27 protein-coding genes are annotated in these 26,974 nt (G+C 55.1%); 10 read left to right on the top strand and 17 right to left on the bottom strand.

Annotation, left to right across the window (positions count from 1 at the left end):
• Positions 1-70 precede the first annotated feature (70 nt).
• The 15 genes from LNV09_RS10175 to LNV09_RS10105 all read right to left on the bottom strand — a co-directional run bounded on the left by LNV09_RS10175 (position 71) and on the right by LNV09_RS10105 (position 15,421).
• Positions 71-1,081 (bottom strand): acyltransferase family protein, encoded by a 1,011-nt coding sequence (locus LNV09_RS10175; RefSeq protein WP_263556981.1) that lies wholly within the window; start codon positions 1,079-1,081, stop codon positions 71-73.
• Positions 1,082-1,154: 73 nt separating this feature from the next.
• Complete coding sequence (locus LNV09_RS10170; RefSeq protein ID WP_263556980.1) at positions 1,155-2,042, bottom strand: hypothetical protein; 888 nt, start codon at positions 2,040-2,042, stop codon at positions 1,155-1,157.
• 58 nt (positions 2,043-2,100) lie between these two features.
• Positions 2,101-2,898: a galactosyltransferase-related protein gene (locus LNV09_RS10165; RefSeq protein WP_263556979.1), complete on the bottom strand. Its 798-nt coding sequence runs from the start codon at positions 2,896-2,898 to the stop codon at positions 2,101-2,103.
• Between the two features lie 14 nt (positions 2,899-2,912).
• Positions 2,913-3,785, bottom strand: coding sequence for a hypothetical protein (locus LNV09_RS10160; RefSeq protein ID WP_263556978.1), 873 nt, complete (start codon positions 3,783-3,785; stop codon positions 2,913-2,915).
• Positions 3,775-5,040, bottom strand: coding sequence for an oligosaccharide flippase family protein (locus tag LNV09_RS10155; protein WP_263556977.1), 1,266 nt, complete (start codon positions 5,038-5,040; stop codon positions 3,775-3,777). The genes LNV09_RS10160 and LNV09_RS10155 overlap by 11 nt, the downstream gene beginning before the upstream one ends.
• Positions 5,041-5,161: 121 nt before the next feature.
• Complete coding sequence (locus LNV09_RS10150) at positions 5,162-6,157, bottom strand: NAD-dependent epimerase/dehydratase family protein (RefSeq protein WP_263556976.1); 996 nt, start codon at positions 6,155-6,157, stop codon at positions 5,162-5,164.
• On the bottom strand, positions 6,135-7,049 hold the full coding sequence (locus tag LNV09_RS10145) for a transketolase family protein (RefSeq protein WP_263556975.1): 915 nt from the start codon (positions 7,047-7,049) through the stop codon (positions 6,135-6,137). The genes LNV09_RS10150 and LNV09_RS10145 overlap by 23 nt, the downstream gene beginning before the upstream one ends.
• Positions 7,046-7,900 carry a transketolase gene (locus tag LNV09_RS10140; RefSeq protein ID WP_263556974.1) on the bottom strand — a complete coding sequence of 285 codons (855 nt, stop codon included), beginning with the start codon at positions 7,898-7,900 and terminating at the stop codon, positions 7,046-7,048. The genes LNV09_RS10145 and LNV09_RS10140 overlap by 4 nt, the downstream gene beginning before the upstream one ends.
• The gene (rfbH, locus tag LNV09_RS10135) at positions 7,900-9,246 is read right to left on the bottom strand and encodes a lipopolysaccharide biosynthesis protein RfbH (RefSeq protein ID WP_263556973.1); all 1,347 of its coding nucleotides are present in this window, start codon (positions 9,244-9,246) and stop codon (positions 7,900-7,902) included. The genes LNV09_RS10140 and rfbH overlap by 1 nt, the downstream gene beginning before the upstream one ends.
• Positions 9,243-10,325, bottom strand: a complete 1,083-nt coding sequence (gene rfbG / locus LNV09_RS10130; RefSeq protein ID WP_263556972.1) for a CDP-glucose 4,6-dehydratase — start codon at positions 10,323-10,325, stop codon at positions 9,243-9,245. The genes rfbH and rfbG overlap by 4 nt, the downstream gene beginning before the upstream one ends.
• On the bottom strand, positions 10,326-11,099 hold the full coding sequence (gene rfbF / locus LNV09_RS10125) for a glucose-1-phosphate cytidylyltransferase (RefSeq protein ID WP_263556971.1): 774 nt from the start codon (positions 11,097-11,099) through the stop codon (positions 10,326-10,328). It lies immediately after the preceding gene.
• A 17-nt stretch (positions 11,100-11,116) separates the two neighbouring features.
• On the bottom strand, positions 11,117-12,115 hold the full coding sequence (locus LNV09_RS10120) for an FAD-binding oxidoreductase (RefSeq protein WP_263556970.1): 999 nt from the start codon (positions 12,113-12,115) through the stop codon (positions 11,117-11,119).
• A gap of 70 nt (positions 12,116-12,185) precedes the next feature.
• Positions 12,186-12,521, bottom strand: a complete 336-nt coding sequence (locus LNV09_RS10115) for a MarR family EPS-associated transcriptional regulator (protein WP_263556969.1) — start codon at positions 12,519-12,521, stop codon at positions 12,186-12,188.
• 105 nt (positions 12,522-12,626) lie between these two features.
• Positions 12,627-13,775, bottom strand: coding sequence for a Wzz/FepE/Etk N-terminal domain-containing protein (locus LNV09_RS10110; RefSeq protein ID WP_263556968.1), 1,149 nt, complete (start codon positions 13,773-13,775; stop codon positions 12,627-12,629).
• Positions 13,776-13,858: 83 nt separating this feature from the next.
• Positions 13,859-15,421, bottom strand: coding sequence for an SLBB domain-containing protein (locus LNV09_RS10105; protein WP_263556967.1), 1,563 nt, complete (start codon positions 15,419-15,421; stop codon positions 13,859-13,861).
• A gap of 527 nt (positions 15,422-15,948) precedes the next feature.
• On the opposite strand from LNV09_RS10105, the gene LNV09_RS10100 reads away from it, so the two are divergent.
• Positions 15,949-17,097, top strand: a complete 1,149-nt coding sequence (locus tag LNV09_RS10100) for an MraY family glycosyltransferase (RefSeq protein ID WP_263556966.1) — start codon at positions 15,949-15,951, stop codon at positions 17,095-17,097.
• A gap of 27 nt (positions 17,098-17,124) precedes the next feature.
• Positions 17,125-18,624 (top strand): DEAD/DEAH box helicase, encoded by a 1,500-nt coding sequence (locus LNV09_RS10095; RefSeq protein ID WP_263556965.1) that lies wholly within the window; start codon positions 17,125-17,127, stop codon positions 18,622-18,624.
• A gap of 30 nt (positions 18,625-18,654) precedes the next feature.
• Here the strand turns inward: LNV09_RS10095 and LNV09_RS10090 are convergent, their stop codons facing one another.
• A complete protein-coding gene (locus LNV09_RS10090; RefSeq protein WP_263556964.1) occupies positions 18,655-19,422 on the bottom strand; it encodes an SAM-dependent methyltransferase in 768 nt (255 codons plus the stop codon).
• Positions 19,419-20,042 (bottom strand): Maf family nucleotide pyrophosphatase, encoded by a 624-nt coding sequence (locus tag LNV09_RS10085; RefSeq protein WP_263556963.1) that lies wholly within the window; start codon positions 20,040-20,042, stop codon positions 19,419-19,421. The genes LNV09_RS10090 and LNV09_RS10085 overlap by 4 nt, the downstream gene beginning before the upstream one ends.
• A 69-nt stretch (positions 20,043-20,111) precedes the next feature.
• On the opposite strand from LNV09_RS10085, the gene LNV09_RS10080 reads away from it, so the two are divergent.
• From LNV09_RS10080 to fabF, 8 genes are all read left to right on the top strand, one after another.
• Positions 20,112-20,678 carry a YceD family protein gene (locus LNV09_RS10080; protein WP_263556962.1) on the top strand — a complete coding sequence of 189 codons (567 nt, stop codon included), beginning with the start codon at positions 20,112-20,114 and terminating at the stop codon, positions 20,676-20,678.
• A gap of 330 nt (positions 20,679-21,008) precedes the next feature.
• Entirely contained in the window at positions 21,009-21,194 is a 186-nt protein-coding gene (gene rpmF, locus LNV09_RS10075) for a 50S ribosomal protein L32 (RefSeq protein WP_263531618.1), read from the top strand.
• Between the two features lie 158 nt (positions 21,195-21,352).
• Positions 21,353-22,513 carry a phosphate acyltransferase PlsX gene (plsX, locus tag LNV09_RS10070; protein ID WP_263556961.1) on the top strand — a complete coding sequence of 387 codons (1,161 nt, stop codon included), beginning with the start codon at positions 21,353-21,355 and terminating at the stop codon, positions 22,511-22,513.
• 50 nt (positions 22,514-22,563) lie between these two features.
• Positions 22,564-23,541: a beta-ketoacyl-ACP synthase III gene (locus LNV09_RS10065; RefSeq protein WP_263557179.1), complete on the top strand. Its 978-nt coding sequence runs from the start codon at positions 22,564-22,566 to the stop codon at positions 23,539-23,541.
• Positions 23,542-23,574: 33 nt separating this feature from the next.
• Positions 23,575-24,516, top strand: coding sequence for an ACP S-malonyltransferase (gene fabD, locus LNV09_RS10060; protein WP_263556960.1), 942 nt, complete (start codon positions 23,575-23,577; stop codon positions 24,514-24,516).
• A 9-nt stretch (positions 24,517-24,525) separates the two neighbouring features.
• On the top strand, positions 24,526-25,275 hold the full coding sequence (fabG, locus tag LNV09_RS10055) for a 3-oxoacyl-ACP reductase FabG (protein ID WP_263556959.1): 750 nt from the start codon (positions 24,526-24,528) through the stop codon (positions 25,273-25,275).
• A 164-nt stretch (positions 25,276-25,439) separates the two neighbouring features.
• Positions 25,440-25,679, top strand: a complete 240-nt coding sequence (gene acpP / locus LNV09_RS10050; protein WP_263531622.1) for an acyl carrier protein — start codon at positions 25,440-25,442, stop codon at positions 25,677-25,679.
• 48 nt (positions 25,680-25,727) lie between these two features.
• Positions 25,728-26,972: a beta-ketoacyl-ACP synthase II gene (gene fabF / locus LNV09_RS10045; protein ID WP_263556958.1), complete on the top strand. Its 1,245-nt coding sequence runs from the start codon at positions 25,728-25,730 to the stop codon at positions 26,970-26,972.
• Positions 26,973-26,974 lie beyond the last annotated feature (2 nt).

The raw sequence follows: 26,974 nt of genomic DNA, 5'->3' as shown, positions 1-26,974 counted from the left end.
ATCACCCTAGCCGAAATTATCTTTTGAATATGCAACTTAGCGAAGTTTCCAAGGACTACGGCGTTGGTCGCTATGACCTCTTTCTATTTAGAAATTTGCTTTCTATAAAATTCCAAAGAAAAATAGAAGCAATCAATGAAAAGCTGAAGACAGAAATTAGGAAAAACCAAGGAGATTTTTCGAATAATTTGAAATGAATAAAAAGCTGAATTATAGGAAAATGTACGATATATATTCCGTACGAAAAGTCACCATATTTTCCGAAATTACCAATATAAAGGTACAAACCTAAGAAAACGACAATTGTCGCTAATGCGAATGGCTCCAACGGGCCTACGCTGGCGAACGGGCGCAGTAAGAAAACTACGATAGCAAATGTCAGAAAATAAAACAAATATTTTTCAAATAACTCAATGTAGTAGTAAAAAAATGACCCGGCTACAAAAAAACAAAGTTGAGCAGGAATTTGGTGGCTTAAACTACCTCCTAAGGGGGTGCCACTAAGTTTGCCTGTATTTAGTAATTTAGGGAAATAGTAGGAAGCAAAGTATATTATAGCGAGCATTAGCCACGGTCTACTTCTCCGGCAAGTATAGGCAATGATTGGAACTATGATATAAAAAGCAACCTCAATCTTCAGGGTCCATAAGGCGCCATTAACAGCTGAAATAGCGTTGGACTCGAATACGCCCGGAAGCGACGGGCAAAGGAAGTTGAGAAAAAATAGGTTGGATACTACGTAGGATACCCAGCTGGCGGCAAAATATTCGGGGGCATTTTTTGAGCTGACTCCAAAAAATCCTATGGCGACAATTAGTATTGTGAACGCATAGGCGGGATATATTCTTAAAAATCTTTTTCTGAAATATTCCACTAAAGACTTCGAGCGTTCATAACTCATCAGAATCAAGAAACCGCTGACTATAAAAAATGATCTAACTGCAATTTCTGAAGATAAATATTTCGTGATCAGGCTAAGTTCAGTTAATCCGGTAAGTTGGTAAGTATGAACAATTAATACGATTGATGCAAAAATAAATCTTAGTAAATCAAAATTGTTTTTTGAAAGTCGGCAGATCATTTGATATTTAATTTGGCTGGTTGCATAAGTTAATTGCGCATTAAATTATTGAGCACTTGGGTTTTTACGAGTGCTAAATGTTCCAAGAAACAATATTTGTCATACGACCAAAGAAATACACTTGAAATATGGCGGAAAGCAACAATGCTGCGCGAGATAGCCCTGAAAATTTGCTCAATTCTTTCCCTCTTAGCTCAATGAGTGAAAGAATTATCGTGAAATATGCCAATCGACCTGACGGAACTGGAAGTCCTATTGAGGCCAATAACAATGCGAGTCCAAAAATACTATCTAGCACTGACGGACTGACACCAGTTGATATGTACGCTGACCTTAGTCCAAACCACAACAAGGACAAATATATGAAAAGTCCAACTCCATAATCTGGATCATTGTCGTCCCCGACATAGTGAAGAATCTTGTTTGCGATCGAACTTAGGTCGAACACCGCTAGTGAGAATATTAATATGGAAGCACCAAAAATAATCCAGAAGATTATGGATTTATAGAAACGACTGGCTAAAAGAAGAAAATAGCTCCAGTGCAAAAATAAACCGGTCCAGATGACGGCCAGCGCGGGTAGAAATGGCACGAAAAAGAAAATAAGCCCATTACGGACATTTATGAGAGAAAGCGTTGGCACAAGTGAGACGTACCAAAAGAACTTTAATGTAGTTGATTTGGGCTTTGAAAAAAATATGGTTGAATAGACTGCAAAGGCAACCAGTGCGGGCAGCAACCAAGGCAACTCTAAGCCATTTGAAATACTGTATATGTAATCGAATATTATCGAAGATAGCGGTTCAGAGAATTGTTCGATCAGGTCACTTGAAGATGATAAATAGCGAGTAAGGTCAGCATTATCATCTAAGGTTACAATATTTTTTGCGCCGATTATTGAGAACGAAATAATAGCTATCGCAAAGAAAACGTACTCCAATATGGAGCTGATGTTCAGCAATACGTATCTATTTTTCTTGCGCATATTTTAGTTGACACTGAATTTTTTGAATTCACGACTAATCACTTATTTTTGATTTTGGTTCTTTGAATTTGCTCATCACGAGAAAATGAAAAAGACTCGAGAGGTGCCAAACTACATGCCTGATATTTTTTCTAGATGCTCGCTGCGCATAATGAACGACCTCGAAACTGCTGTCGTAGACGACGCGGTAATTTTCTGCGTGCAGTCTTCTGCAAATATCCGCATCTTCCAAGTACATAAAATAGTTTTGATCAAAACCTTTTACTTTTTTGAAGGCAGCACGCGTGAAAACCATAAACATCCCAGCGACCCAGTCACATTCGATCGTGCCATCAACTGGTGGATAATCACCGAATCTCGCATTCAATAGCACTCGCTTTAAGATTCTCTTGAAACTCGGGTAAAGGCGTACGCTGTCCTCTAGTTGGCCATCCGGCGTAACAACTCTTGGCCCCCAAATACCGACGTCAGATCTGAATTTATATTTATCCAGTGCAGAAAAAAGAAATTTGTTGGGTAGAAGTATATCGGGGTTAATAACTATAAAATTAGAGAATTTTGAAATCAAGAAAGCTGAGTTGTGATTTTCTCCAAACCCTTTCGGGATTTCATTTTTTATTAGTATGATGGGAAAATTAAAATTTGATAAATCTAGTGTGGTGGCTTCCTCTATATTGATGGTTAATATTACTTCGAAATCAATATTTATCAAACCAGAGATTTCACCGAGAAGAGTTTCAATGAATTTTTTTTGCCCGTGAGAAACGACCGAGAAAGTCACCCCATTCGGTATAGTTGAATGTTCTGTTTCTGTCATGGTGCGATTAGTCATTGATTAAATGCATCTCATTTAAGATGTGTAGGTGCATCTTTATTTCTCAATTTCCACTTTAATTTTCTGGTTGCTCGTTGAAATGTGTCAGTAATTAGGCAGTACCCAAGTATCAGTAAGGAAATTTTCTTGTCGCAAACATTTAATATGTATCGATAACTGTACGTTCTTTGATTAAAAATCAATGTTCCGGGTCTATTTTTTACTGCTGCGTATTGTTGGTGATCATGCAGTTTTGAATTTGGATAATATTTAGTAAAAATTAGATTGAAAACTGTTTGATCATGCCGAAATACGTCGCATTTCCTCAATACTTTTGAAAAACCTTGATTATATTTGTATTTTTCGACTTCAGAAAATCCTAGGCAATATCCCTCTGCTGCAGCTATATAAGCCTCGCTTATTGCGGAAGCCACGCGACTGTCACCCTTATTTAATCCGATATTGCCAGCTGCGAAGGCTAATTTAGTTAGGTCGGCCTTCGGATTGAATTTTTCAACAAGATCATCGGGACTAATAGTTCGTATCGTTTGCCCTTGATCTATTAGAAAGTAATTGTCATACTCTATCGTTTCATAAACAGAAGCGATATCGCCTAGAATAGTATTTCCTGCATCTAGATGAAGAAATATCTGCTCCGGGGCAGCATGATAGACATACATTTTCCAGCTGTAGCAAATATTCCACCATGGTGCAAATTTTTGAATTTCAGATACTTCAACTAGCAGGGTGCGAAAAATTAGTCTTTGAAGTCGGGTCAGGCCTAAATCCCATACTCGGATATTAGGTGGTACCCTGCTTTGATATCGCACCGAGCCAATTAGGTTGAGTGCTCTTGAGAAATATTTCGAATCTGCACTGGTATTTAATGTGAATTTATTTTTCATATCCCAATTTCTTGTTGACAAAGATTGCACGAAGCATCAACTCCTTTGCCTTCTTGGTGTCATTTAAAATGAAATATAGAAGAATATTAACAATGAATAAATTAATTGCGGTAATTGTTGCGACTTTTGTTATATTCCTTGCATCGTTGAAAATATAGTTTGCTGTCGCCATGAAAAATATTCCGATGATGCTTCGTTTTACGGAAATCCAATACTTGCCCTCTATTACTGTCCATTGTCCGGATATCTGGCCAAGTATGGTGAATATTACGCCTACGGACAGTATTTTTAGATGATTTATTGATCCGGAATAGGCTTGACCATAAAGAGTCGTTACTGCTATTCCACCAACCAGATAAACTATTGCTACCCAGATAAATCCATAAAGAGCGAGTGACCTGTATAATTTTACTAATAAATTTTCATATGCATAGATGTCGCTATCCTTAAGTGCCATCATTTTAGGGAAAGCGACGGTCAAGACTGAGGTTGGTAAAATCAAGGCTATCATATTCAGTTGTGTCGCTATGGCATAGTCAGCCATTTCGCCTTGCGTGCCGATCGCTCCTACAAAAAGTTGGTCGTAGCGACTGTAGGTAATCAAGATAATGCCATTCAGCCATAAGGGGAGGCATTCTTTGAGAAGTACCAGAAAATAAAATTTCGTTTTTTCTTTGGAATTACTGCGAAATATCAATTTCCTTAAAAAGAACATTGCTGATATTCCCAACGAAAAATATTCAATCGAGTCAATTATGTATTTGACGCTTGGGACTTCGTAGTGCGACAGTGCAAGTAATTTTATTGCGCCAAATGGAACTATTATGGTAATAGTCAAAAGCAGCATTAACTTATTTTTTTGCAGCGCAGTCAAGACTACTTCTGAATACCCGATGGCTGCTAAAACTACTGTTGTTGCGGCGGCTAATGCAATCGCGTATGAGGTTTCTGAATATCTATCTTTTATGTATAAATAAGTTACTGTGCTGGCCAAAATGGCGATTATTATTTTAATAATCGTGGCATTTTTGATGAAGTGGAAATCTATTTTTTTGTCTTGCGAAATTCTTTTTCCAATAATTGTGTCTATTCCAGATGTTGAGAATGCAATTGCTATTGATAAAATAACATTGACATAGACAAATATCCCATACTGATCGCGATCCAAAAGTCGAGCGGCAAAGATAGAGGTTGTGAATAGCGCGCCCAGTTTTATTATTTTGTCTGATACATTAAATATTATTTGTGCGCGCATGATTTTTTGCTTATTGTTTTTGCTGTTCGGGTCGCATAATTAAAGAATACTAGGCTAACTTGCTTGTCTAAATTTCAAGGAACCTGAAATGTTGTTGTTTTGCCTGATGAAAAAAGCTTTTTTATCTTTGAATTGCTTTAATTCCTTCTATTGCTGTATCGATTGAGTCTTCTAGCGTTGTTTCGATGGACAAGCCCAGTGCTTGGGCTTTTGCAGTAGATGGCAGGTATATAGATTGAGTGATGTCTTTTTCGCCTGGGTTTGATGTCACGGCGCCATTGCATGAAGTGCGGGCTCGGACTATTTCCGCCAGCTGGAGAATGCTGATGGGTTTCTCTGACCCTACGTTATAGATTTCACCGGCTTTCCCGATGCTCAGAAGTGTGGTGAGCCAATGTGCAGCATCCCGTCCATCTATGTACGATCTAATTGCACGACCATTGCCATGGACGCAAATATTCGAACCTTGCATTGCGTCACGTAGAAAATTTCCTGCCGCGTAAGGCCCATCTAAAGGTACGTGCTTGCTGATTACAGCGAAACAACGCGCGATCACACATTCGATTTCGTACTGCACCGAATAGAGCGCGCAAAGATGTTCAGCCGTTCGTTTGCCGTTCCCGTAGACAGCGCGCGTGTTGTTTGTCAGTGGCGCCAACGGCATATCTTCTTCTAGTGCTGCGACGTCTGCTGGCTGTGTTCCGTATGCTGCGCCGGAGCTCAGAAGCAAGAAACGTTTGACGCCGTGATACCGGGCGAAATCGAGTACTTGGCGGGTTCCGTTGACGAGTTGATCTAGCCATTCCAAAGGGTCACCACGTCGATGCGTGTCGGCTGCTGCGTGGATCAGGTCGGTGAACTTACCGCTGTTGAGCTGCAAGTCGTTCAACTCACCGCGTACGAAGTTCAACCAAGGTTTTGATTCGTACCATGGGTGTCGGTGGAGAAAGCTCGCGGGGTTGCGGCTAAGCACCGTCACTTGGAAGTTGGGCCCGTTTTTGGTTGCTGATTCATCAAAGTAGTCGAGCAAGGATCGGCCGATGAAGCCGGTTCCGCCCGTGATGAAAATCCACCGACCGCGCAGGTCGAGCGCTTCAGAGCGAGGCAATGTACTCACAAATCCTCCGACGAACTGTTTCCGTATCCATGCCATGTTCGCGTAGCAGGTAGTCGTGGGTGCCGCAGTGTTGTGAAAAGCGGTCTGGCACGCCGATGCGGAGCACGCGAGTCGGCTGGAGTTCGCTGGTGATCTCGGTGATGGCAGCGCCCAAGCCGCCCAGCACAGAATGTTCTTCCATGGTGATGAGGCCGTTCGAAGTGCGGGCCGCCGCGCGGATATCTTCTGCAGCGATAGGCTTCAGCGTGGGGGCGCTCCAGACCGAGAGATCCTGTTCCTGCGCGATGTCGATGGCAGTTCGCACCATCGAGCCGGTTGCAATCAGGCCGGGACGATCGGTTCGGCCTTTGCGCACTGTCAGCAGCCGTCCGGACGCTAATGCTGAGATCGGGCCGCTATGCACGTCGCCCCGGTCCGATTTGCCCATGCGCATATACACGGGTCCCTTGTTTGCGTACGCGAAGTCCATGCAAGCCGTCATCTCGAAGCGATCCGCTGGCGATAGGATTTGCAAGCCGGGGATCGCGCGAGTGCATGCGATGTCTTCAGTCGACTGATGGCTGGTGCCAAGATGGCTGTATACGAAACCTGCTCCGTCGCCGAGCAAAACCACTGGCAGATCGTCATGCGCGATGTCGAGCTTGATCTGCTCAACGGTGCGGACCGGCACGAAAGCCGCCAGGCCGTAAACGAACGGACGGAAGCCGACCCGCGCCAGACCCGCAGCCATGCCGACCATGTTCTGTTCCGCGATGCCTGCGTTGATGTATTGATCCGGGCAACGCTTGCGGAACTCGTCGAACAGCGCGTAGCCGTGGTCGCCTGTCAGCAGCAGCACTTTCGGGTCGGCCAGCGCCAGCCGAACCAGCGCATTGGAAAAGGCGTCTCTCACGTTGTCGCTCCGGGTAGACCGAGCGCGTTGACGGCCTCGGCGAAAGTCTGCGGGTTCAGTCGCGTGTAGTGCCAGCGGTTGTCGGCTTCCATGAATGGAACGCCCTTGCCCTTGACCGTTCGCGCGATCAGCGCCTTCGGCTTGCCCGCGCCAGTGCGCCATAGGGTGTTGATCGCCTCGTCGATTGCCGCTTCGTCATGGCCGTCTATCTCAAGCGTTTCGAAGCCGAAGCTGGAGAACTTGGCGCTGAGGTCGCCGAGCGCCAGTACGTCGTCGGTCGTGCCCATGGCCTGGAAGCCGTTTTTGTCGACGATCAGCATCAGATTGTCCATCCGGTGATGGGCGGCTACCAGCGCCCCCTCCCAGATCGGGCCTTCATTCAGTTCGCCATCGCCGACGATGGCGTAGACCTTCTGGTCACCGCCTTTGCGCCGCAGCCCCATCGCGATGCCAACGCCAACGGAGAAGCCATGCCCCAGCGAGCCGGAGGTGACCTCGAGACCCGGCACGCGAGAGTCGGACAGTCCCTTTAGCTGACTGCCATCGGCGAAATAGCCCTTGATGTGCGAGTCATCCAGCCATTCGAGTTCACGCATGCACGCATACTGTGCCATCACGCCATGTCCCTTGCTCAGGACTAGATAGTCGCGACCCTCTGCCCGCGGGTCGTTGCCCGGATAGCGCAGATGGTTCCGATACAGCACCGCCACGAGCTCGATGATCGAGAACGCGCAGCCGATGTGAACGGTCGATCCGGCGAACGCCATTTCCAGGACGGTACGGCGCATGCGGGCCGCCTGGAACCTTTGGTCCACGGCCGAGCCGGCGGTAGGGGTCGCGAGAGTGTCCATCAGAAATTGATGCCGAAGAATTCTTCGAGCTTGTCAGTGATGTAGTCCAACTGTGGCTCACCCAATGCCGGGAATGTACCCAACCAGAAAGTTTGATTCATCACCACATCGGTGTTGGTCAACTCACCGCTGACTCGGAAGTTGCGGCCGATCATGTAGGGCTGCTTGGTCAGGTTGCCGGCGAACAGCAGGCGGGTGGCAATTTTGTTCTGATCAAGGAAGTTGATCAGATCGGCTCGCTTGATGCCTGAACTTTCGCGCACGATCAGCGGAAAGCCAAACCATGACGGGTTGGTGTCGGGTGTCGCTTCTGGCAGGTGCAGAAATTCCTCGCAAGACTTCAGGCGCGCTCTCAGATAGTCGAAGTTGGCCCGGCGCTTGGCGATGAACTCGTCCAAACGGTCCAGTTGAGCCAGCGCGCATGCGGCTTGCATATCGCTGATCTTCAGGTTGTAGCCGAGGTGGCTGTAGGTGTATTTGTGGTCGTAGCCTTCGGGCAACTCACCCAGCTTCCAGCAGAAGCGCTTGTCGCAGGTATTGTCCTTGCCGGGTGGGCAATAGCAATCGCGACCCCAGTCGCGGAAGGACTCGGCGATCAGCTTCAGCTCGCTGCTATTGGTAAAGACTGCGCCGCCTTCGCCCATGGTGATGTGGTGCGCTGGGTAGAAGCTCAGGGTCGAAATGTCGCCGAAAGTGCCGACCAGCCGACCCTTGTAGGTCGCGCCGAGCGCGTCGCAGCAGTCTTCGACCAGCCACAGCTTGTACTTCTTGCACAACGCCGTGACGACGTCGAGGTTGAAGGGGTTGCCCAGCGAGTGGGCCAGCATGATGGCCTTGGTCTTTGGGGTGATCGCGGCTTCAATCAGGCTGGCGTCGATATTGTGCGTAGCCAAGTCCACGTCGACAAACACCGGCACGGCGCCGAACTGCAGGATCGGGTTCACCGTGGTGGGGAAGCCGGCTGCTACGCCGATCACTTCGTCACCCGGTTGGATGGCCCGATCACCCAGGCGCGGCGAGGTGAGGGTGGAGAAGGCCACCAGATTGGCGGAGGACCCGGAGTTCACCGTGATCAGGTGCTTTACGCCCAGATACTTGGCGAGACGCTCCTCAAACTCGGCGTTAAAACGACCTGTGGTCAGCCAACCGTCCAGCGAGGCTTCGACCATCAGCTGCAATTCTTTGGCTCCGATGACCTTGCCTGAGACCGGCACTGCGGTTTCTCCGGGTACGAAGGGCCGAGGCGCGTAGGCAATGTCGGCGTATTGTTGAACCAGCGCGGCGATCTCGCGGCGGATGGCGTCAGGGGACTTCGGGGTGAATTGAATCGGCGAGATGGTGGTCATGCTGGTCGTACTTTCTGGTCGGTCGTGTACTGCTGGATCTGCGTCAGGCACAGATGGCGGATGTCTTGCTTGGCCAGCCAGGCCTGATGCCAGCTGGTGATCTGATGAAGCGCTGTGGCGAGGTTCCAACGCGGACGCCAGCCGAGTCGGGCCTTGGCCTTGGAGATGTCTAGTTTGAGGTAGTTGGCCTCGTGCGGGTGTTCGCCGCCGTCGAGTTGCCAACTGGCGCCTTGACCCCACTCGCGCACCAAGTGCTCCACGATCCATTGCACCGGCTGCGCATCGTCGTCCTGTGGGCCAAAGTTCCAGCCTTCGGCATAGGCCTGGCCGTCGTTGTACAGGCGCTCCGCCAGCAGCAGGTAGCCGGACAGCGGCTCAATCACATGCTGCCAGGGGCGAGTGGCGTGGGGGTTGCGGATGACAACTGGCCTGTCCTGCTCAAAAGCACGCAGGATATCGGGCACAAGACGGTCCGCCGCCCAGTCGCCGCCGCCAATCACATTGCCAGCTCGTGCCGACCCCAGAGCAATGTCGCTGTGTTGGAAGAACGAGCGGCGGTAGGCAGAGGTCACCAACTCGGCGCAGCCTTTGCTGTTGCTGTAGGGGTCGAACCCGCCCATGGGCTCATCCTCGCGATAGCCCCAGGCCCATTCGCGGTTCTCATAGCATTTGTCGGTCGTGACGTTGACTATCGCGCTTACGCCGCCGACGCTGCGCGCAGCTTCCAGCACATGGACGGTGCCCATCACATTGGTGGCGTAGGTGGCTACCGGCTCGCTGTATGACAGACGCACCAGGGGTTGCGCCGCCATGTGAATAATGATTTCCGGCTTGACTGCTGCCACGCAGGCGAGCACAGCCTCATAGTCGCGGATATCGCCTAGGGTGCTGGACATGCCAGCCTCCACCTGCGCCTCAGTGAAGAGGTTGGGGGAGGAGGGCGGCTCTAGTGCTAGGCCATGCAAATCGGCGCCCAGCGATTGCAGCCAGAGGCTCAGCCAGCTGCCTTTAAAACCGGTGTGACCCGTCAGCAAGACTCTTTTGCCGCGCCAGAAGTCTGGGTTGATAGCCATACTCATTCAGCCCCACTTTTTCCAGGGCGCTGCACCGCTGGCCCACAGTGACTCAAGCGTCTGCTTGTCATGCAAGGTGTCCATCGGCTGCCAGAAACCATGGTGCTGATAGGCCATCAACTGACCATCTGTGGCGAGTTGCATCATGGGTTCTTGCTCCCAGATGGTGCCGTCACCCTTCAGGTACGACAGCACCTTGGGGGAAAGCACAAAGAAGCCGCCATTGACCAAGGCGCCATCGCCTTTTGGCTTTTCCTTGAAACTCATGACCTGCTGGTCTTGAATATCCAAAGCGCCAAACCGGCCCGGTGGGTAAGCCGCCGTCAAGGTGGCTGCTTTGCCATGGCTGCGATGAAAAGCAATGGTAGCGCCGATGTCGACGTCGCTGACGCCATCCCCGTAGGTGAAGCAAAAAGCCTCATCGTCCTTGACATACTCGGCGACGCGACCCAAGCGACCACCGGTCATCGAGCTGTCACCTGTGTCTACAAGAGTGACCGTCCAGGGTTCCGCGCGCTTGTGATGCACCTCCATGCTGTTATTTCGCATATCGAAGGTGACGTCGGATGTATGCAGGAAGTAATTGGCGAAATACTCCTTGATCAGATAGCCCTTGTAGCCGCAGCAGATCACGAAGTCATTGACGCCGTGATGGGCGTACATCTTGAGGATGTGCCACAGAATTGGCTTACCGCCAATCTCCACCATGGGTTTGGGGCGCACGGCGGTTTCTTCGCTCAGGCGGGTGCCAAGGCCTCCGGCCAGGATGACGGCTTTCATCTTGAATTCCTATAGTTTCAGTTGCTTGCCGAGCAGACAAAGGCGTCTGAATGGAAGCATTTGTCGGGCAGGCCGTTTGCAATCAACTGCTCGCGGGCTGAGTGGATCATGGCGTCAGAGCCGCAAGCGTAGACCACAGTTTGGGTCAGGTCCGGCGTACTGGCAAGCAAGGCATCTTGAACATGGCCTCGGGCGCCTGGCCAGTCGGGCTCCGCACGCGACAGTACCGGTACGTAGACGAAGCCAGGGGCCAGCGAGGCGGGATCCCAATAAAAGTCTTGCGGCGAGCGGCCACCCCAGTACACAGAGACCGAGCGGGGTTTGTTGGCGTCGTCGGCACTATTTCGCAGCCCCTCAAGCATGGCCTTGACGGGCGCCATGCCTGTTCCTGTGGCAAGGAAAACCAGATCCTTGCCCGCCGTGTCGCGCAGGAAGAAGGTGCCCAGCGGACCATTGAATCGGAGCAGGTCGTTCACTTTGGCTTGCTCGAACCAATAGCGACTCATAGCACCGCCTGCAACTTCGCGAATATGCAACTCGATCTGCTTGGCGGCGTTCGGCGCATTGGCGACCGAGTAGCTTCGGCGCAAGCCATCTGCCCCGATCACATCAATGTACTGACCGGGGTGAAAACAAAAGTCGCTAGTGGGCGGCAGGCGCAGAACGACTTTGATGACATCGGCGGACAGGCGCTCCAGCGAGTGAATGCGGCAAGGCGTTGTTTTGGCCGGGAAGAGTTGAATATCCCCCAGGCTCTCAATGTCGAGCTCGACATTTGAGCTGGCATGCCGCACGCAGGTCAGTATCCAGCCAGCATCGCGCTCGGCTGCGGTCAATCCCAGCTCGTCGTGAACAGCTATTGTGGAACCGCTGCGTACCAAGCCCTTGCAACTGCTGCAACGCCCGGTTCGGCAGCTGTATCCAAGCGCTACACCGCCGCGCGTCGCGGCATCAAGCAGAGTTTCTCCGTCACGGGCGTCAAACTTCTCGCCGTTGGTCGTGGAAATGAGGTTCATCGGGTCTGAGTCAATCCGGCGGGCGCCAACTGGTCGGGACTAGAGCCGCAAACGAGTTTCAAGATTGCTTTCATTCGGCAGTTTGATCTTGTGAAACTTCACCACGCAGCATGCTGATCTCGTCTTGCAATTGCTCAAACTCACGTTCCTTGCGTTCCAGAAATGCGCGCGCCAGTTGCAGCTTGGCACTGGCGCCACCCGGAGTCAGGACGTAGGCATAAGCCCATTTGTTATCTGCACGTCGGAAGTTATTGACCTTTACCCAACCTCGGTCCACAACGGCACGCAGACAGTAGTTGACTTTGCCTACGCTAACGCCCAAGCGTGACGCCAAGTCGCGCTGATTCGCGTTCTGTTGGTTGGCTATTTGGCTCAATAACTGATAGTCGAGGTCGTCGGGTTGCATAGAATTCGTATCGAAATCATCTGTTCATGACTTGAACGGACCGCGACTTTAACACGCCTCTCGCCATGAACCCGTTGACTGGCTTGGTGAAATCAATCCTTGGGTCTACTTGAGGCCCAAAGCCGCATTCAAACGCCCAAATTTCTCTGCCTTGCTGGGATCCTTCTTGGCCTCTCGCCAAAAGTGGCGCACCGGAATTCCGATCACCAGTAGCAAGAGGACAGCGAATGCTGAAGCCAATGCCGTGGATGCCCGCTTCGGTTTGCTTTTATATTCAGGTGGAGTCGCGACATCCACCACTTGAATCAGCGCGCCTTCTCGACTTTCATCGAGCCTGGCGACTTCGTACTGCCGTGAGAACAATTCGAACAATGATTCCTGGTATTTGAATTCGCGATAGCGGCTGACATAGTCCGAGTCGTCGGGACTGTTGGCCGAACTTTCCAGCTTCGCCAATTGGGCCCTGAGGGCGGCCAGCAAGCCCAGTTGCTGCTGCAACTCCGGCGCCGAATCGGCGAGGGCGCGCCTAAGCGTCTGCAGGCGTACCTCGGCCGAGGTGACTTCGGCTTTTAGTCTGGCATACCCTTCGGCCGCAGCCTTGGGCTCAGCCTTCAGGGCGCCGGCGTTGAATCCGCTGCCCTGCAGAATGGTCTGCGCCTCAGTCAACTGGAGCTTGGTGCGCTGGAGTTGATTCTCAAAGAAGACGCGGCGCTGCTGGGCTTCGGTCAAGGCCAGTTCGGAGGATAGGCGGCGAAGTTCGACCACATGCTGATTTGCCAAGTCGGCGGCCAGTTGCGGACTGGTGGCGTCGGCCTCCACCGTGATTAAGCCGTCTTTCTTGCCCAACGCTATGCGGACATTGTTTTCCAGGGTTTTGCGGGCCTGAAAACGGTACTTTGCTTCATAGACATCCATCAGTTTGAATTGATCAATGATGCGATCTTCTACATTGACGCTTTGCATTAGCGCTACATACTGGTCGCCGGGGCTTTTGATGCCGGCCGCGCCGCCAGCCAAGCCGGACAAGGCGCCCAGGGAAGCCAGAGCCGAAGCCGCCGAACTCTGCTGCTGTTGCGGCGGCAAAAAGCTGGTTTTGGCCGTGTAGGTCGGTGCGATCAAATAGGTCGCACCGAGTGCAATTGCGCCTACAGCTATGGGGGCAATGACCAACAAGCGCCAGCGCCCTGCGAGGATAGTCAACAAGTCCAGAAGATCAATGCCATCTTCATCTCCCTGCGTGTCAGTCTGTGCCATTTGGGCTTGCGTTGAATTCACTTGAGTCACAGCTAAATGGGTTCCGTAGTCGCGATCAGTCAATCAATCGACTGATCAGCTGATTAGTTCTTGAGGGTCTTCAGCGCCGCAGCACCCAAGGCGAACTGAGCAAGAATTTGCGTCCAGTCCTTGGCCTCTTGCATAAAGGTGGTCTTGTCCATTTCTTCCGGCACAAAAACGGTGTCGCCGGGTTCGGCGGCTAGGCCGTCGACGCTGCCGGACATCAACCAACCGCCTCCGTTTTGCTTGGCACTGACGACACTGCCATTGGCGCGGACCACGAAGGTGCTGCCTTTGTCTGCACCCTTGGTTGGTCCGCCGGCAAGCTTCATGAAGTCACCAACCGAGCTGCCTTGGGCGTATAGATAGCTGCCACCGTTGAAGACACTGCCGAACACGCCGATGCTGGAAGGGCGGGCGGGGATCTGGATGTGGTCGCCATCTTCGACAACCAATTCAGGCAGGCTGCTTGCAGTTGGGGGCAGTTGTAAAACGATGCGCCCGGTAGGTTTGACGTTTCGCAAAGTGCTCAGCAGGCGTTCGCTGCCTTGCGCTTTCGCGGCTTGGGCAGCGCCATCGGCGCCGGCTGCGACTTTTTGGCTGGCGCTGGTGCGAGTAAGTTCGGTTTCCAGGTTGCGCAAAGCTCGCTCGTAGTTCTCGGTCTGCGTGAGACGCACGCTTTCGCGACTGAAATCGGTGCCGTAGAGGTAGGCCCCTGGGGTCAAGCCGCCAGCCGCTTTGATGGCGTCGGCCAAGGTGCTGCTCGCGGGCAAAATGAATTCGCCCGGCCGCTGCACTTCGCCTTCAACCTTGACGCGCTTGCTCTGGCGGTGCTGAGGCAAGGCTGCGTCAACGCTGCTGAAGGCACGCAGCACGTCACCGTCGCGCGGCTTGTCTTTGATTTGTATCGGCAAGCTGATTTCAACGATGCGTGCTTCGTTGCGGGCATCGAGGCGCTCTAAGGTGAATCGACTACGGTCGGCCACGGCGCTGAAGCCACCGGCCATGGCGAGTACATCGGCCAAACTGTCTTGTGCTTTGAGCTCGAAAATCGCCGGCTTGTTGACGCTGCCGAGCAGGGCAACTTGAGGGCCGATGGGGCCGATATGAACAACATCGTCGGCCTGCAGCGTTTGGTCTGCAGTCTTGTTGCCGTTGATTAACAAATCATAAAAATCGAAGTTGCTGATGGTCTTGCCGGCACGGCGCAATTCGATTTGGCGGAAGCTGCCGGCTGCTGATGGGCCGCCTGCTTGCATCAAACCATTGACCAGGGTCGTCAAAGCACTGACGTGGTAGGCGCCGGGGCGCTGAGTGAAGCCGGTGACGTAGATGCGGATGCTGCGCAGGCGACCGAGTGAGGCCGAGAGCTTGTAGTTGCGAAATACCTGACCGACACGTTCATCGATGGTGGACGTCAAATCGACATAACGAACGCCGGATACGCGAACGGGGCCAATGCGAGGCAGGTTGATGCGGCCGCTGCGGTCAACGGTCAGGCGCAGATCTGCTTCGACCGAGCCCCATAGCGTGACAAGAATTTCATCGCCTACGCTGATCACGTAGTCCTGCGGAATTTGGCTATTGCTTTCCTGTGACTTGCCGTCGCGACCGGCGGTGCTCATCAAGTCTGAGCCAAAGCGGCGAATCAATTCTTCACCGACGACCGATCGCTGTACATATCGTTCGAACTCGCTCGGGACTATGGGGGCCGGCTTTGTGCCGCCGCCCTGTTGTTGCCCGCTGCCGCGCTGCAAATTCCCCTCGGACAGATCTTGCTGTCCTTCACTGCCACTCTGGCTAGCGTCTCTGAGTCGAACAGGGCCACCGATCTGGTTGGATTCTTCCGAGACAGGGCCAGTAGCGGCATGACTCTGCGGTCCGCTGAGTAGTTGAGCTGCAATGACGAGCGCTGCAGTGACAGTCTGACGAGGCCAGTGATTCTTCTTTGCCGAGCCGACGGTGGCAATGCCGGGTGAAGTTTGCTTGCTAGCTGCTGCCTGACAAATTTCGCTGACCTTCATGCACTCTCTCTTGGTATTGATTTCCAAGTCGCCTCCAGCGGAGTGGACTTGTTGACCCGGCGCATTCTAGCGGCTCCGTGGGCGTAAGCTTGGCGAAGCACTCTCGACCACTGGCTACACTTGCGCCCATGCTTCATCTCTTTCTTCCGTTTTTCATTTCGGCCGTGATCACGCTTTTCGTAATTCATTCGGCGCGGTCGCATGGCCATTTGTCGGCCGACACGGATCTATCCGGCCCCCAAAAGTTCCATGTCAGCCCCGTCCCCCGAATTGGCGGAGTGGGCATGTATGTGGGCTTGTTGATCTTGGCTTTGCTTGTCTGGTTCCGCGGTGGTATTGATGCTCGATTGGGCTTTTTGTTGCTGTTATGCGGTTTGCCTGCATTTGCTGCGGGCTTGATTGAAGACTTGACCAAGAAAGTGTCACCGGCCAAGCGCTTGCTGGCGACGGCTGTGTCAGGCGCGCTTGCGTTCTGGTTGCTGGAGGGTCAAATTACTCGGACCGACATTCCCGGGCTCGATTGGATTGTGGCCACGACTGCCGGGTCCTTAGTGGCAACTGTGTTTACGGTGGCAGGTGTGGCGAATTCGGTCAACATCATTGACGGCTTCAACGGACTGTCGTCGATGTGCGTCAGCTTGATGCTGATGACCTTTGGCTTCGTCGCCTTTCAGGTTGGCGATATTGAGTTGGCCTTGTGGGCGCTTGCGGGCGTGGGGGCGATTTTGGGCTTCTTTGTCTGGAATTTTCCGGCCGGTTTGATCTTTCTTGGTGACGGTGGCGCCTATTTTCTGGGCTTCTTCATGGCAGAAATCGGCATCTTGTTGATTGCTCGTCACCCACAGGTTTCGCCGCTGTTTCCGTTGACGGTCTGCATTTATCCGGTGTTCGAGACCTTGTTCTCGGTTTATCGTCGGCGTTTCATTCGAGCTGCGCCATCGGGCGAGCCTGACGGTATTCATTTGCATTCCTTGATCTATCGCCGCTTGATGCGTTGGGCGGTCGGCGCGCGGGACGCACGCGCGATGACGCGGCGCAACTCGATGACCGCACCCTATTTGTGGACCTTGTGCGTGTCCTCGCTGGCGCCGGCGCTGCTGTTCTGGGATTCAACGCCGATGTTGCTGGCTTGTATGCTCTTGTTTGGCGTCACTTATGTGGCGATTTATTGGCGTATCGTGCGTTTCAAAACACCCCGGTGGATGGTGTTTCGTGGAGACGTGATGGGGGCTCAAGCTGCGTCTGTCGGCGCGAAGAATTCGGACAAACCCCAGTGATTTCCGCATCTAGCGGATAATCAGCGGATGACCGACACCCAAATCACGCCCGCTACTCCTGAACCTACCCCGGCGCGCTTCGACACGCTGCCCCTCGACGCCAAGCTATTGCGCGCCGTTGATGACTCAGGTTACGCCCTGATGACGCCTATTCAAGCCAAAGCGATTCCCATCGTTTTGGACGGGCGCGATGTAATGGGTGCGGCGCAAACCGGCACTGGAAAAACCGCCGCGTTTTCTATCCCCCTGTTGCAGCGCATGCTCAAGCATGAGAACGCCAGCGCCTCACCAGCGCGGCATCCGGTGCGTGCGCTGGTGCTGGCGCCCACACGCGAGTTGGCCGATCAGGTCGCCAACAATATCAAGGCCTATGCCAAGCACACGAATCTACGCGTAACCGTGGTTTTTGGCGGCATCGACATGAAGCCGCAGACGGCCGTTTTGAAAGGCGGGGTTGAGGTTTTGATCGCCACGCCGGGCCGTTTGCTTGACCATATCGAGGCCAAGAACTGCGTGCTGAATCAGGTCGAGTACGTTGTGCTGGACGAGGCCGACCGCATGTTGGACATCGGCTTCTTGCCCGACCTCCAGCGCATCCTGAGCTTCTTGCCCAAGGCTCGCCAGACCTTGCTGTTCTCGGCGACGTTCTCGCCCGAGATCAAGCGCTTGGCACAGAGCTATTTGCAAGACCCCTTGCTCGTGGAAGTGGCGCGCCCGAACGCGACGGCCACCAATGTCGAGCAGGTGTTCTACAGCGTCACAGACGATGAAAAGCGTTTGGCCGTGACCCAGACCTTGCGTCAGCGCGGCATCAAGCAAGCGATTGTGTTTGTCAATTCGAAGCTCGGTGCAGCTCGCTTGGCGCGCTCGTTCGAGCGCGACGGCTTACGCACCTCGGCGCTGCACGGCGATAAGTCGCAGGACGAGCGCTTGAAGTCACTCGAGGCCTTCAAGGCGGGCGAGGTCGACATTCTGGTGGCCACCGACGTGGCGGCGCGTGGCTTGGATATTGCCGACTTGCCGGCGGTATTCAATTTCGATGTGCCCTTCAATGCCGAGGACTATGTTCACCGTATCGGCCGTACCGGGCGCGCCGGCGCTTCGGGCGTGGCGGTGACCCTGGTGACGCGCTCGGACGCGCGCTTGATGGCTGATCTTGAGAAGTTGCTCAAGCGCACCATCGAGTTGTCACCCATCGAGTTGGAAGACACGCGGCCGGGTGCACGGCCCGAGCGCTCGGAGCGACCCGAGCGTGCCCCTCGTGCGCCACGCGAATGGGATGCTCGGCCGGCTGGCGATGCTGCTGTTTCAGCCGCCGTTCCGCGCTCAAGCTATCGGGCTCCGACCCCCGCACGCGATACATTCTTTGACAAGCCCTACGAAGCCAGTGCTTGCGCAGAGTTGCCGTCTTGGGACAAGGGCGCGACCGCGGTAGCGCCGCGCGGCGTGTCTGCCAATATCAGGCCAAAGCGCAAGGTCGCGGCGCTGTTTGGTGCCAAGCCTGCTGCGAGCGCGCTGGAGTCCTGAGCCGAGGCTCAGGACTGCGATGCCCAGGCTTTAGCCGAGCAGCGCAAACACCGCCGGAATCTTGTCCGGCAGCGATTCACCTGAGCTGCGCCACTGCTCCACCGTCGCGCTGCGAGTCCAGCCTTGCTCAAGGCTGAGTCCACAGCTGATCGACAACTTGGTATGTGGTTTGAGTGCGCTCAGCAAGGCGCTTAGCAGGGCCGAATTGCGGTAGGGTGTCTCAATCATCAGCTGCGTCTGCTGCTGGCGGGCGGACAGCGCCTCCAGCTCGCGGATGCGCGCGGTCCGCGCAGGAGCTTCTACCGGCAGGTAGCCGACAAAGGCGAAGCTCTGTCCGTTCAAGCCGCTGGCCGACAAGGCCATCAACAAGGCGCTGGGCCCGCTCATGGGGATCACTTCAATGTCGGCCTCGTGCGCGGCTGCTACCAGCAAGGCGCCGGGGTCGGCGACGGCCGGCAAACCTGCTTCGGAGATCAAACCCAGATCATGGCCCGCCAAGGCCGGGGCGAGCAGTGCATTCCAGGCTTGATTCTGGCTGGCAGCGTCGGCCATGCGGCCTTTGGGTGCGCGCGGTAGCTCGGTAATTTGCAGGCTCTGCAAAGGCTGTGTCAGAGGCGCCAAGGCGTCCACCCGTTTCAGGAAAGCACGCGTTGTCTTGGCGCTCTCGGCGGCCCAATATTCCAGTCGGGCTGCCGTCTGAATGATGTGCATCGGCAGCACTTGTTGCAGGTCGACTGCGGCGCCTTCGACGCCGAAGTCCAAGGTGTTCGGGACCAGATAGAGGCGACCCTTCTTCATGCTGAGGCTCCGGTTTTAGGTGCGGTCAAGGGCTCTAGCCCGGCCTGGCGCAGCAGCTGCGTGGTACGTATCAAGGGCAGGCCGATCAAGGCCGTGGGGTCGTCCGATTCGATCGCCGCGAGCAGGGTGATGCCCAGGCCTTCGGACTTGGCGCTGCCGGCGCAGTCGTAAGGTTGCTCGGCGTGCAGATAATTTTCTATTTCGGCGGCGCTCAAATTTCTGAACCGAACCCGCACCGCAGCAATGTCGCCGGCGGCGAAGCCGGTCTCGGCGCAAACCACCGCGACGGCGGTGTGGAACACCACTTCTTGGCCGCTCATTGCGCTGAGCTGCTCGACCGCGCGTTGGTGATTGCCGGGCTTGCCGATCGCTTGCCCGTCGAGCTCGGCGACTTGGTCGGAGCCAATGACGACAGCTTGAGGGAATTGTTGGGCCACCGCTTGCGCCTTGGCCATTGCAAGGCGTGTGGCCAAATGCAGTGGGGTCTCTCCTGGCTGCGGGGTTTCGTCCAAGTCCGGCGCAAACACATCAAAGGGCAGGCGCAGGCGTTCCAGCAACTCGCGTCGATAGCGTGAGCTGGAGCCGAGGATCAGGTTTCGGGTGGGGAGGGTGTCGTTCATTTATTGATTTTCGCATTGCCAGCGGCGGCTCCGCGCCAGCTTGCTCGCGTCGGCCTCTACACTTGAGGCATGAAAGAGCATTTGTTTTTCCCGGAAAAATTGGATGTCGCGGCATTTGCGCGCGATGGTGGGCAATTGAATGGCGAGTTGCCAGCAGCCAGCTTGTTGCGATTGGCCGATGCGGCCGCGCCTGAGGCTCCCGCCAGCGCGTGGGCTGCAGTCAAATGGTCGGCCACCGGCGAGCGGCGTGAGCCGCGTGGTGCTCAGGCGCAAGCTTGGTTGCATCTGGAGGCCTCGGCTGAAGCTCAGCTGACTTGTCAGCGCTGCTTGCGGCCGGTGCAGGAGCATGTTGAATTCGCGCGCTGGTTCCGGTTTGTTCACGACGAGGCGGCTGCGGCGGAGATTGATGCCGAAACTGAAGAAGATGTGCTGGTGCTCTCGCGCAACTTCGATTTGTTCGAGTTGATCGAAGATGAGTTGCTCTTGTCGCTGCCCTTGGTGCCGCGCCACGAGGAATGTCCCGAGCCGCTGGCGGCGCCTCTTGATCCGGCCTTGTCCGAGGGCGAGCCGCAGTCGGAGCGGCCACACCCCTTCGCGGCGCTCGCGGCCCTGAAGAAGCAAGGGCCGGCTCAATAGGGTTTGGCTTCAAATGAAGCAGGTGCTTTGAGTTCGTGTTGCTGCATGCTACAATCGCGGGCTTTCCCCGGTTCGAGAATCAAGATGGCATGTCGCAGGGATTGGCGGAAGGCAAGAAGGTGAGCAAAAATGCGAGCCCGAAGCCAGAGTCAATGTGTGCAGGCGGCCGGCGCATGGTGCGCAGAAGCTCGTGACGCTTGAGTACATAGCAAATTTACTTAGCAAAACAACGCGGCTCCCGGGGAGTCAGGGCCGCAAGATCAGTGATGAACAGCTCGGTCTGATCATCGTTGGGCGTGCTCTCAATCACCGGAGCCTTAGGAGAATTTCATGGCAGTTCAGCAAAACAAAAAGTCCCCATCCAAGCGCGGTATGCACAACTCGCATACTGCCCTGGCCACCCCAGGCACCGGTATCGAGCCTACAACGGGTGAAGTGCATCTGCGTCACCACATCAGCCCAACCGGCTTCTACCGTGGCCGCAAGGTCCTGAAGACCAAGGCTGACGCCTCCTAAGATTTCTGCTTGCGCACGGCTCTCGAGCGGTGCGTTGCTTTGATCTGCTATGGCTCACAAATCCCCGGCCTGTGCCTTGTTGCAGTGCCGGGTTTTTGTGTTTTTGTAGCGCAATTTGATTTGTCTATTTTGCCGAGCTCACTCCTCGGCCTGCTTTGATGTCAACACTCGACCCAAGTCTGCCAACCAAGCCTGTCGCTCAGTCGGCCGCGCCACTCGATGTTGTGCGCTTGGCGATTGATTGCATGGGTGGCGATCACGGCCCCTCGGTCACCCTGCCGGCGGCCAAGGCCTTTTTGGCCCTCCACCCGCATGCCGAATTGCTCTTGGTAGGCTTGCCTGAAGTCTTGAAGGAGGCCGCAAGTTGGCCGCGTTGCCGCATCGTGGCGGCGTCCGAGGTCGTGCAGATGGACGATACCGTCGAGGTGGCCTTGCGGCGCAAGAAGGATTCGTCGATGCGCGTGGCCATCAATCAGCTGAAGTCGGTTGATGGCGCTCCTCCGCTGGCTGATGCCTGCGTGTCGGCCGGCAATACCGGCGCCTTGATGGCGGTCTCACGCTATTTGCTGAAGACCTTGGACGGCATCGACCGGCCTGCGATTGCCTCGGTGATGCCGACCCAAACCGGCGGCTACACCACCATGCTGGACTTGGGCGCGAATGTCGATTGCACGGCCGAGCATTTGCTGCAGTTTGCGCTGATGGGCAGCGCCCTGGTGTCGGCGGTCGATGGCAAGGAAGAGCCTAAAGTTGGTTTGCTCAATATCGGCGAAGAAGTCATCAAGGGCAGTGAGACGATCAAACGTGCGGGTGAATTGTTGCGTCAGGCCGGCGCGAGCGGTCAGCTGAACTTCATTGGTAATGTCGAAGGCAAAGATATTTTCACTGGCGAAGTGGACCTGGTGGTCTGTGATGGCTTCGTCGGCAACGTTGCTCTGAAGACCGCAGAAGGTCTGGCGACGATGATCATCTCCATCATTCGGCAGGAATTTGGGCGCAGTTGGCTGACGAAGGCTGCTGCTGTGCTGGCGATGCCGGTGCTGAAGCGTTTCAAGTCGCGGGTTGATCATCGCCGCTTCAACGGCGCAGCACTCTTGGGGCTGCGTGGTTTGGTGTTCAAGAGTCATGGTGCGGCCGATCAGTTGGCCTTCGGGACGGCCTTGAACCGGGCGTATGATGCCGCCCGCAATCGCCTACTCGACCGGGTGCACGATCGCATCATCGCCGCCTTGCAGGCCGCACCTTCAGTGACTGAAGAAGCGCTTGTCGGGGCAGTGGATTCCGAAGACAAGGCGACACCAATCGTTCAAGCTGCATGACATCAAGCACCCAGACCGTCCAAAAATCTGCTTCCCACGCTGCTGCAGGTATTGCTCGTTACTCACGTATTCTGGGTACCGGCAGCTACTTGCCCCCGAAGCGCTTGAGCAATGCCGACTTGGTCGCGCAATTGGCCAAGGACGGCATCGAGACTTCGGATGAGTGGATTGTTGAGCGCACCGGCATTCGTGCGCGCCACTTCGCTGACGCAGGTGTCACCGCCAGTGACTTGGCGCTGCCTGCTGCCCAAGCGGCCTTGGCGGCTGCGGGGGTAGATGCCAGCGAGATCGATCTGATCATCGTCGCGACCTCCACGCCGGACATGATCTTCCCGTCCACCGCTTGCTTGCTGCAGGCCAAATTGGGTGTGGCCGGTGCTGCAGCCTTTGATGTGCAGGCGGTTTGCTCGGGATTTGTCTATGCCTTGACGGTGGCGGATTCGATGATTCGCACCGGCGCCGCTTCAAAGGCCTTGGTCATCGGCGCCGAAGTGTTTTCACGCATTCTTGATTTCAAAGACCGCACCACCTGTGTCTTGTTTGGCGATGGGGCTGGTGCCGTGGTGCTGGGCGCCAGCGAGGTGCCGGGCATTTTGGCCTGCGAGTTGCATGCGGACGGCAGCCACGCCGGCATTTTGTGCGTCCCAGGGACGGTTGTCGGCGGCCAGGTGACCGGTGATCCGCTGTTGAAGATGGATGGCCAAGCGGTGTTCAAACTGGCTGTTGGTGTGCTGGAGAAGGTCGCGCGCGGCGTGCTTGAAAAAGCCGGCCGCGATGCCGCCGATATTGATTGGCTGATTCCGCATCAGGCCAATATCCGCATCATGCACAGCACCACCAAGAAGTTGAAATTGCCCTTGGACAAGCTGATCGTGACCGTGGATCAGCATGGCAATACCTCGGCCGCGTCCATCCCCTTGGCGCTTGATGCGGCGGTACGTGCGGGCAAGATCAAGGCCGGTGAGACGGTCATGCTGGAAGGCGTGGGCGGCGGCTTCACCTGGGGCGCCGTGCTGCTTGATTTCTAAGCGCTCGATCTGACTCCCTTTGAATAAAAAAATATGACTGCTAAATTTGCATTTGTCTTTCCCGGCCAGGGCTCGCAAGCCGTCGGCATGTTGGATGCCTGGGGTGATCATCCCGAAGTGCTGCGCACGCTGGCCGAAGCCTCTTCGGCGCTCGACCAAGATATGGCGGCGCTGATTCATGCCGGCCCGAAAGAGCAGCTCGACCTGACCACCAACACGCAACCGGTGATGTTGACCGCAGCGATTGCTTGCTACCGTGCCTGGATCGCCGAAACGGGTTTGCAACCGGCTTTTGCCGCGGGTCATTCATTGGGCGAGTACAGCGCCTTGGTGGCGGCCGGTGCCCTCAGCCTGAGCGAGGCCTTGCCGCTGGTGCGTTTTCGTGCCCAGGCTATGCAAGAAGCGGTGCCGGTCGGCGTCGGTGCGATGGCAGCGATTTTGGGTCTGGACGCCCAGGCCGTGCGCGAAGGCTGTGCAGCAGCAGCCTTGGCGACGGGCGAGGCGGTAGAGGCGGCCAACTTCAATGACCCGAAGCAGACCGTGATTGCTGGCACCAAGGCCGGCGTGGACAAGGCCTGCGAGCTGCTCAAGGCAGCAGGAGCCAAGCGCGCTTTGCTCTTGGCCGTTTCGGCTCCGTTCCATTCGAGCCTGATGCGGCCGGCAGCCGAGGCCTTGAAGGCCAAGCTGGCCACCACCCAATTCGCGCCGCTGCAGTTCCCTGTCATCAACAACGTGGACGTGGCCATGGTGGCTGATGCCGACGGCCTGCGTGATGCGCTGTACCGCCAGGCTTTTGGCCCCGTGCGCTGGGTCGAGCTGGTGCAAGCCTTGAAGGCGCAGGGTTTGACGCACATCATCGAATGCGGCCCTGGCAAGGTCTTGGCCGGCATGGTCAAGCGAATTGACAGTGAACTCATTGGCGCTTCGGTGCTGGATGCTGCCACGCTGGCCGAAGCGCGCGCCTTGCTGGGCTGAAAGAAGAATATGACCGAAAATTCATCTGAAAAAGGCCAGGTTGCCCTGGTGACCGGCGCGAGCCGCGGCATTGGCCGCTCGATTGCGATGACTCTGGCCGAGCAGGGCTTTGTGGTCATCGGCACGGCCACCAGCGAAGCCGGAGCCGCAGCGATTGGCGAGGCGCTGGCGCCTCTTGGTGGTCGCGGCTTGGTCTTGGATGTCAATGACGCGGCGGCGGTGGAAGCAGCTGTTGATGGCATTGTCAAAGCCCATGGCGGCCTGCAAGTCTTGGTCAATAACGCCGGAATTACGCGGGATACCTTGTCCATGCGCATGAAGGACGAGGACTGGGATGCGGTGCTGGATACCAATTTGAAGGCGGTCTTCCGCATGAGTCGTGCGGTGATGCGTACCATGATGAAGCAGCGTTTCGGCCGCATCATCAGCATCACTTCGGTGGTCGGTGCGTCGGGCAACGCGGGCCAAGCCAACTACGCGGCCGCCAAGGCCGGCGTGGCGGGCATGACGCGCGCGCTGGCGCGCGAACTTGGAAGCCGCGGCATCACTGTCAATTGCGTAGCGCCTGGCTTCATCGCGACCGATATGACCGAAGTCTTGCCCGAGGCCCAAAAAACAGCGCTGTTGGCGCAGATTCCGGTCGGGCGTCTGGGTGACCCGCGGGAAATTGCCGATGCAGTTGCCTTCCTCGCGTCGCACAAGGCAGCCTACATTACGGGTACCGAATTGCATGTCAATGGTGGCATGTACATGAGCTGAATTGAATTTGACTGAATTGTGGCGAGAGCATCCCGCTTTCGCCCACCGGATTTGCCCGGCCGGTGAGGGTACTCCAGCGTGAAGTAATGCCAAGTTTTAGGCGAGTCACACTAGAGGCCTTAGAATCCCGGGCTGTTCCCAACAAACCCCCTCCTGGAGGAGTCATGAGCGATATCGAAGCACGTGTCAAAAAAATCATCGCCGAGCAACTCGGCGTGCCTGAAGCCGATGTGACCAATGAGAAGGCTTTCGTGGCTGATCTGGGCGCAGATTCCCTCGACACCGTGGAATTGGTGATGGCTCTCGAAGACGAGTTCGGCATCGAAATCCCCGATGAAGAAGCCGAAAAGATCACCAGCGTTCAGCTGGCGATTGATTACGCCGTCACGCACCAAAAGGCCTGAACAAGCCCCTGAGCTTGTCTGGCAGTCACTAACTAATCCCCTAATCGCATGAGCCGTCGTCGCGTTGTCATTACTGGACTTGGTCTGATCAGCCCCGTGGGTAACACGGTAGCTGAGGCCTGGAGCAACATCCTGGCCGGTCAGTCCGGTATTGACCGCATCACACATTTCGATGCCTCGGGCTTCTCCTGCCATATCGCAGGCGAGGTCAAGGGCTTCGATGTGACCGAATACATTTCGGCCAAAGATGCGCGCGCGATGGATACCTTCATCCACTACGGTATGGCTGCGTCCATCCAAGCGGTGCAGGATGCCGGCTTGCCGACCGGGGATCAGTTGACCGAAGAGCAGGCCGAGCGCATCGGCGTGTTGGTGGGTTCGGGTATCGGCGGCTTGCCGATGATCGAAGCCACCCACGGCGAACTGATGACGCGCGGCCCGCGTCGGGTCTCACCGTTTTTTGTGCCGGCCTCGATCATCAATATGATCTCGGGCCATGTCTCGATCAAGTACGGCTTTACCGGCCCCAATTTGGCCATCGTGACCGCCTGCACCACTGGCTTGCACGCCATTGGCGAGGCCGGTCGGATGATTGAATACGGTGACGTGGATGTGATGGTGGCCGGTGGTTCCGAGGCCACCATTTCGCCTTTGGGCCTCGGAGGCTTTGCCTCGGCGCGTGCTTTGTCAACGCGCAACGAGGATCCAAAAACCGCTTCCCGCCCATGGGACAAAGACCGCGATGGCTTTGTGCTGGGTGAGGGTGCCGGCGTGCTGGTGCTCGAAGAATACGAACATGCCAAGAAGCGCGGCGCGAAGATTTACGCCGAGCTGGTTGGTTTCGGCATGGGCTCTGACGCCTATCACATGACCGCTCCAAGTGTTGACGGCCCCAAGCGCTCGATGCGTGCGGCGCTGCGCAATGCTGGTTTGAACACCGATCAAATTCAATACATGAACGCCCACGGCACCTCAACGCCGCTGGGTGACTTGAACGAAACCAATGCCATCAAGCTGGCATTCGGTGCCGACGCCAGCAATCTGGTGATCAGCTCAACCAAATCGATGACCGGGCATCTGCTCGGCGGTGCCGGTGGCATCGAGTCGGTCTTCACGGTGCTGGCCTTGCAGAACCAGGTGGCACCTCCGACCATCAACATCTTCAATCAAGATCCAGCATGCGACCTTGATTACTGCGCGAACGTTGCACGACCTATGAAGATGGAATACGCCGCCAAGAACAACTTTGGCTTTGGCGGCACCAACGGCACCTTGATCTTCAAGCGCATCTAGCG

It is taken from the genome of Paucibacter sp. B2R-40, from assembly GCF_025717555.1.
Taxonomy (GTDB): Bacteria; Pseudomonadota; Gammaproteobacteria; order Burkholderiales; family Burkholderiaceae_C; genus Paucibacter_A.
Note: the sequence above shows the minus strand (reverse complement) of the source record. Positions and strands in the feature narration are given on the sequence as shown.

Coding starts and splice junctions, on each gene's coding strand:
- LNV09_RS10175 (WP_263556981.1), bottom strand. CDS start 1,081: ATGATCTGCCGACTTTCAAAAAACAATTTTGATTTACTAAGATTTATT.
- LNV09_RS10165 (WP_263556979.1), bottom strand. CDS start 2,898: ATGACTAATCGCACCATGACAGAAACAGAACATTCAACTATACCGAAT.
- LNV09_RS10160 (WP_263556978.1), bottom strand. CDS start 3,785: ATGAAAAATAAATTCACATTAAATACCAGTGCAGATTCGAAATATTTC.
- LNV09_RS10155 (WP_263556977.1), bottom strand. CDS start 5,040: ATGCGCGCACAAATAATATTTAATGTATCAGACAAAATAATAAAACTG.
- LNV09_RS10140 (WP_263556974.1), bottom strand. CDS start 7,900: ATGGACACTCTCGCGACCCCTACCGCCGGCTCGGCCGTGGACCAAAGG.
- rfbH (WP_263556973.1), bottom strand. CDS start 9,246: ATGACCACCATCTCGCCGATTCAATTCACCCCGAAGTCCCCTGACGCC.
- rfbG (WP_263556972.1), bottom strand. CDS start 10,325: ATGAGTATGGCTATCAACCCAGACTTCTGGCGCGGCAAAAGAGTCTTG.
- rfbF (WP_263556971.1), bottom strand. CDS start 11,099: ATGAAAGCCGTCATCCTGGCCGGAGGCCTTGGCACCCGCCTGAGCGAA.
- LNV09_RS10120 (WP_263556970.1), bottom strand. CDS start 12,115: ATGAACCTCATTTCCACGACCAACGGCGAGAAGTTTGACGCCCGTGAC.
- LNV09_RS10115 (WP_263556969.1), bottom strand. CDS start 12,521: ATGCAACCCGACGACCTCGACTATCAGTTATTGAGCCAAATAGCCAAC.
- LNV09_RS10110 (WP_263556968.1), bottom strand. CDS start 13,775: ATGGCACAGACTGACACGCAGGGAGATGAAGATGGCATTGATCTTCTG.
- LNV09_RS10105 (WP_263556967.1), bottom strand. CDS start 15,421: ATGAGCACCGCCGGTCGCGACGGCAAGTCACAGGAAAGCAATAGCCAA.
- LNV09_RS10100 (WP_263556966.1), top strand. CDS start 15,949: ATGCTTCATCTCTTTCTTCCGTTTTTCATTTCGGCCGTGATCACGCTT.
- LNV09_RS10095 (WP_263556965.1), top strand. CDS start 17,125: ATGACCGACACCCAAATCACGCCCGCTACTCCTGAACCTACCCCGGCG.
- LNV09_RS10090 (WP_263556964.1), bottom strand. CDS start 19,422: ATGAAGAAGGGTCGCCTCTATCTGGTCCCGAACACCTTGGACTTCGGC.
- LNV09_RS10085 (WP_263556963.1), bottom strand. CDS start 20,042: ATGAACGACACCCTCCCCACCCGAAACCTGATCCTCGGCTCCAGCTCA.
- LNV09_RS10080 (WP_263556962.1), top strand. CDS start 20,112: ATGAAAGAGCATTTGTTTTTCCCGGAAAAATTGGATGTCGCGGCATTT.
- rpmF (WP_263531618.1), top strand. CDS start 21,009: ATGGCAGTTCAGCAAAACAAAAAGTCCCCATCCAAGCGCGGTATGCAC.
- plsX (WP_263556961.1), top strand. CDS start 21,353: ATGTCAACACTCGACCCAAGTCTGCCAACCAAGCCTGTCGCTCAGTCG.
- fabD (WP_263556960.1), top strand. CDS start 23,575: ATGACTGCTAAATTTGCATTTGTCTTTCCCGGCCAGGGCTCGCAAGCC.
- fabG (WP_263556959.1), top strand. CDS start 24,526: ATGACCGAAAATTCATCTGAAAAAGGCCAGGTTGCCCTGGTGACCGGC.
- acpP (WP_263531622.1), top strand. CDS start 25,440: ATGAGCGATATCGAAGCACGTGTCAAAAAAATCATCGCCGAGCAACTC.
- fabF (WP_263556958.1), top strand. CDS start 25,728: ATGAGCCGTCGTCGCGTTGTCATTACTGGACTTGGTCTGATCAGCCCC.